At 54.1% G+C, this 5,557-nt stretch carries 1 protein-coding gene and 1 pseudogene; both read left to right on the top strand.

Annotated features, from left to right (window positions below; genetic code table 11):
• Positions 1-99 precede the first annotated feature (99 nt).
• Positions 100-186 (top strand): annotated as a pseudogene (locus HV796_RS39920) (IS6 family transposase); the annotation flags it as partial.
• An 880-nt stretch (positions 187-1,066) separates the two neighbouring features.
• Positions 1,067-4,474, top strand: a complete 3,408-nt coding sequence (locus HV796_RS39925; RefSeq protein ID WP_175233243.1) for a hypothetical protein — start codon at positions 1,067-1,069, stop codon at positions 4,472-4,474.
• The last annotated feature ends 1,083 nt before the right edge of the window (positions 4,475-5,557 follow it).

The raw sequence follows: 5,557 nt of genomic DNA on the forward strand, positions 1-5,557 counted from the left end.
GCTGCGTCCGTTTTGCAGTAAGGCCGTATATACAGCCGCAGCCGATCCTGGACGTCAAAGCATGCGAAATTGCTTCGCAAACGGGAGGCGTTCATATACATGCACATGATCAAGAAAGGGCAGATGAAGGACTTTGGCAAAGCCTCACTCTCCGCGGCTCAGTATTTCTACTCGCTCGGTTCATAAGCAATTCATAGCAACCGAGTTTTCTCGTCCATCCCGCCATACTTTGGCAAAACCCTCCGACGAGCGTCGATAGGCATAACCATATCGCGGTGCATTAGGGGTCCCCTTGACGGTCGAGGACGCCATCGGAGGCTTTTCGCCCGTTCGCAGCTCGGAACTTGCACATCAATATGCCACATGCTCGCAATACGTCGATGCACGCTTAGCCTGAAAGAAAAGCGGAAAAATAATGCTAGTTCTCTTGATTTTACATGTCAATTTTATTATTGCAATAAGTTTTTATAATATAAACATCATGTTTAATATAATTTCGGCCTACCGGAGGTTATTGTGCTGGACGCGATAGTCTATTCTGTTGCCGCTGCCATTGGATTCTGGTGATCAATTTACTCTAGGTATTTATTAACGTATTGGAGGGGCCCATCCGCCTGCGCCCTGGGAAACGGGATCGCAGCAAACCCCCATACAGCACCATGCCCGTTTGAGAGCCCAGCGGTTCACGTATCCTGCCGTCCGAATTCGTGACGCTCCCTCTGGGATTGCGGCGAGTCAAGAGCGGTTGCGCAACCGGTCACGCAGGTTGCCCGACTCCACCATACACTGCATCCTCCTTCAAAGTATCGTAAATCCCACCATGCCCATCGACGACATTTTGCGCCGGGCGGCCCAACAGCCTAATGACGCCGATTCTCCGGCGCAACTCGGCTCCTCCCGGCCGACTGCCGGCTCGCTCAGCCCCATTTGTCAGCCTGGCAGGCTGTCTGGTGCCACAGAGCTCGCGCGTGGTGTGCTGTCGAAGGTCGTGTCGCCGTCGACACCCGGGCGACTCCGGTCAGCCTTTCAGCGAGCATGGGAAGGCCCGGCCTGGGGACAGGCCATAATGGAACTGGGGAACCAGCTCGCCGAACTGGAGCCGAAAAGACCTCTGACCGTCTCGCGCCGGGACGCGCGCCTTGGGCCGCAGATTCTCCAGGTGGCGCTGAATACACGGGAGAACGGCGCAACGCCGGACGACGTCGCGCAGACAGCAAAGAAAGAGGCAATCCGGGCAAACGTATCGCCGCGCGGCGTACTGCGGATCGAAAAGAAAGCATGGGTGGCTGCGAAGATCGCTGACTACGTGGAACCACAAAACAGGCGTCTATTGGAGTCCACGGGAAAACGTTGGCAGCCAACTCCCCGCACCTTGCCTGCGAGGGGCAACGCATTATACCGGAATCTTTTCTACATTCTTCAGCTATCGGGTGGCCCGGTCGTGGCGGCAATGCCGGTTACAACCGCGAACGTTGGACAGGAACCGATCCAAGGGCGGGGCAACGCCTTGCAGCCTTTACCGGACCACACCTGCGATTCATCGCTAGCTTCGCTCCAAAGCGAAGGCAGTTCGGACTGGTCATCCAATTCGTATCAAAACGTGATCAGCCCAGAATGGGAAAAGAAAATGGCGGAAGCAGACAAATGGTATGAAGAAATGTTTCCATCCGAATTGCGCGTGCGAAGGGAAACAGTTCAAGGTGCTGATTCGTTTGATCCACGACAACCGGTCAACTACGCAGAGGACAGTTTTGATATTCGATTAGATAAGCTAAACAATTGGTGGCGCGATCATGGAAATTTGGCAATTTCCAAGACGCGCTCCCGACCGCGAATGACGGTGGAAGATGCCTTGCAACAGGCGTCAGAGATACTAGGCGTAAAATTACGCGCGCCAAGACAAGAGTTCCAAAAAGAAGGCTCCAGTGACTGGGACTCGTCGTTGACAGCGCGTATCAACTTGGACGGCAATGCGCACATTACCAGCGACAATGTCCTCGATCTGGCCGCAATCATTTACTTGGACTATAACGAACATAAAATTTCCACTAATGAACCCGTTCCACCTTTTGCGCTTGTAGTTGCGGCGGGAGATTTTGAAAAAGCCGTGCGTATGCAAGCCGTCATGACGCAGCTGGACGAGGCCGGAGAAGAGCTCGTTAACAAGACCACCCTGGATAGTTATCTGACCGCCCGCCGGCCTGCTCATCCTAATCTGCGTGAGGTATTCAACATCCAGGCTGATGTCCCGGAGCAAGTGGCAATGCATGCTATCCGGTACGAAATCAAAAAAATTGACAAGAATATTGAATTTGTTAACGATTGGGATTGGCAACACTCTTATTCTGCGTCAAAATTGTTTATAAAGTCGAAAATTTCGCCTTACATAATGAGGGATCTTTTTTCAAAATCGCCTAAGAAAAATGCAACGAATGTCATCGATCCGCACGTGTTCGATGGCAATGTCATACCCAATATTCCTTACGGAAAGAATGCGGTGGAATATCTGTCCGGACAGGCTGTTACGATCATGGTGGTTCGTTCGCACGACAGCGCTCATCCAAACACTCTCGGTGAAGGCACCAGTCTTTTCGACGGGAGTGATATATCCGCCATGGTTCATGCCAAGTTCGACGAACTGGGGATCGACACGCAATTCGGGAGCGGAACGGCGGCAACTGCGATGGCAACTGCAGTAAAGCAGAAAACGGGGAAGCAATATACTCCGTTCGATTTACCTGAGCTCCAGCGTGAATTTGAGGGCCTTGGTGAGGCTGGAAAGGTACGCGCCGGTACGATAATTGCCGCCCACCTCGGATCGCCATCCCCCAATCAGGATGGCGCCATTCAGATATTTGAAGATGCGTACATTTCCGAGTTTGGTAGCCTACCATCAGAACCGGCTGATTTGGATACGCGGATTAACGACTACATCAAATCGGCTCACTCAGCGCGTACGGACCCGCACGGGCCTCTCCCGCCTATCCTGCGCGAGGATGCTCGCAACGCGGTCTATGGTGAATATTTGCGCACATCCCCGAAAATCATTCCCTTCGCCAGACACCGTGTGCGGACCGAAGGACTGCCGATGAACGACGCAAACATCAAACGGAACATCGAGGCGATTATCGACGAGAAAGAGGCCATGTCACCGATCGAACTCGCACGTGCGCGCAACCACCTGCGTCTGAAAAGCCTGCCTGTATTGGGCGGTTGGTACTCCTTTACCACAGCGATCTTTGGCTGGATAAAGGGTGACATATCGTTCGACGAGATGACACGCGCCATGCCATTGATCGGTAACATGCGTCAGCTTTTTGATGGTACTCGAGAGTTGCTAAGAGGTAATAGCGAGGAGGGGCTCAAGCAGCTCGGTCTCGCCGTTCCTGGGATCGGCGAGTTAATTCAGGCCGACGACTATCTGCGTCAAGGCGATGCAGAGATCGGTGCTATGATGATAATCAATGCCGCTCTTACGTTTGCGGGTGCGGGGTCATCATTGTCCTTGAAAAGCATCAAGAGCCCTAACAAGGCCACGGCAGCGAATAATTTTGCTTCCTTTTCAAGGAAGGTGACCGAGGGTCTGTCGAAAATGGAGATTAAAAATTTACAGACCCTGATTAGCCAGAAAGTCTCCAAACTCAAGGAGACCAAGCAATGGCTAACCGTTCCAGAGAAGGTCGCTGATACTGTCGGCATGTATCCAGGAGGGCAAGCCGTTTCTGGTTCGCTACCTGACGGCGAGGATGCTCCGAAGAACGCAACTAGAACGGTTGCTTCATCATCCGTGGCAACGGGCGTGACGACTGAGGCCCCCGTAACTTCGAGTAGTGCGACGGGGTCAATCACGGAAGATAGTGAGTCGGAAGGGGCGGATGCACTGCACGACCTGCACATAAAGATTACCCGGCTACGTGTAACTGGCGATGAAAAGGGGATGAATGATCTCGTGCAAGAAGTTGCATCCGGCGAGGCTGGATCAGCTGAAAAAGCCCTGCTCGAGGAATTGACGATGAAAGTGATTCGAGCCGATCTGGGAGAGGCAAAATTGGAGTCAAGCGGGACATCTTTCGTAAAACTTCCCGAATACTATTCATATGCCAGTCTATCGTTCAATGATATGTTTCTTGATTCGATGGCGCGAACTGCAACCACTGTGTCCGGTGGTAAGACAGGCTACGTACCGGGCCCGGGCCGTGAAATTCTCTATAAAGAGCTTGATGGCATTGTCAAGGAAGGATGGTTTTCCCATGCCGGCGGTGACATGAAAAAAGCAAGAGACTTATTCGTAGTTGGGCTAATCCGCGATCGTGGTTTGAGAAAGCACAAGGCCTCGCAGTGGGGAATAAGCGAAGGCGATGCGGAATGGTCGTTCCATTATCATCATCGTCTTCACGATCACCCTCGCCACTTCCCAACCTATCGCGTTACCGCACACCCGCGCAAAGAGATTCAGCCTCCCCCTTATGCGTAGGCAGTACCTTTCACCGGTCGTGGTAGACGAGGTACTGAGGCTTCTGTCGCGATAACGATAATTTGGATCTCCGTTAGCGCTTCTCTGGCAATATTACTGAGGCCGCCATCGACAGCTCTCCCAACGAGCCTCTCGATATTGCCGAGCAGCTTGGTGTCAGCGGACAGAGCGCTTGCAACTGGTCGCACGCATGGCGCGACAGCGGTGTGTGCGGCCTGATGGGTGGGCACAACGGTGGCCGGGCGGCCTGCGTTGTCTGACGCAATGATCACCTCGGCCCTTGAAGTGGCGCGAACCGGCTTTGTTCGGGAGGGGAGGCGCACGGTTGGTTGCGGGTGCAACTATACTATTTTGACGAAAATGGGCTTGCGGAACGAATTTCACAGGTTCAGCAGGTTGCCGATGATCATGCCCCTCGCGCTGCTGCGATTCGATGGTGCGCGTGAACAGTCGCACGCCGAGGCAACGCATGATTCGCGAGATGTGAGTGATCGAGGTCCACGAGAGTCTTCGAACTGCTTGCCGCCACATCAGACTGATTTCGCGGCCCTGTCCCAGGAATGTTCATTCCGTTTTCTTGAACGTCGACCTGTGCCGCGCAAGTCGAAAGGTGATTGTCTTTACGTTTTCCACGTCGCTGGCGTTGAAGACTTATCTCAAGGCCACGGATTGCATGCAAGCCGTCCCTGATCCGGATGCGCAAAATTCCCGCCCGAATACGAAAAGGGACTGGGCAGCCTGCTTGAGCGCGCAGGGGGAGCGGGATAAGATCCACGCGCCCGGCATGGGGCGCAGGGCGATGCGGGACGCTCCCAGGATCATGGCGGGCGACAGTGCCGTTTTCCAGCTTTGTCATGCGGCTGCCCGTCGATGACGGGTGTGAGCACCGCTGACGCCAGCGTCGGCCTGCCGGGCTGCGAAGCCGGGGGCGCAGCCTCGCTTCCTCATGGCGCCTGTGTGGCGAAATTCCTCTTCAGATCATCACGGGACAGGTATGACTGGCAGCATTACTCAGGCTTTGGTGCGGCAAGACCCTCCATCCGGATCACTGGCCAGCGATTCTGCCGGGCCCGCAATGAGGCA

Source organism: Paraburkholderia humisilvae (assembly GCF_902859855.1).
GTDB classification, from domain to species: Bacteria; Pseudomonadota; Gammaproteobacteria; order Burkholderiales; family Burkholderiaceae; genus Paraburkholderia; species Paraburkholderia humisilvae.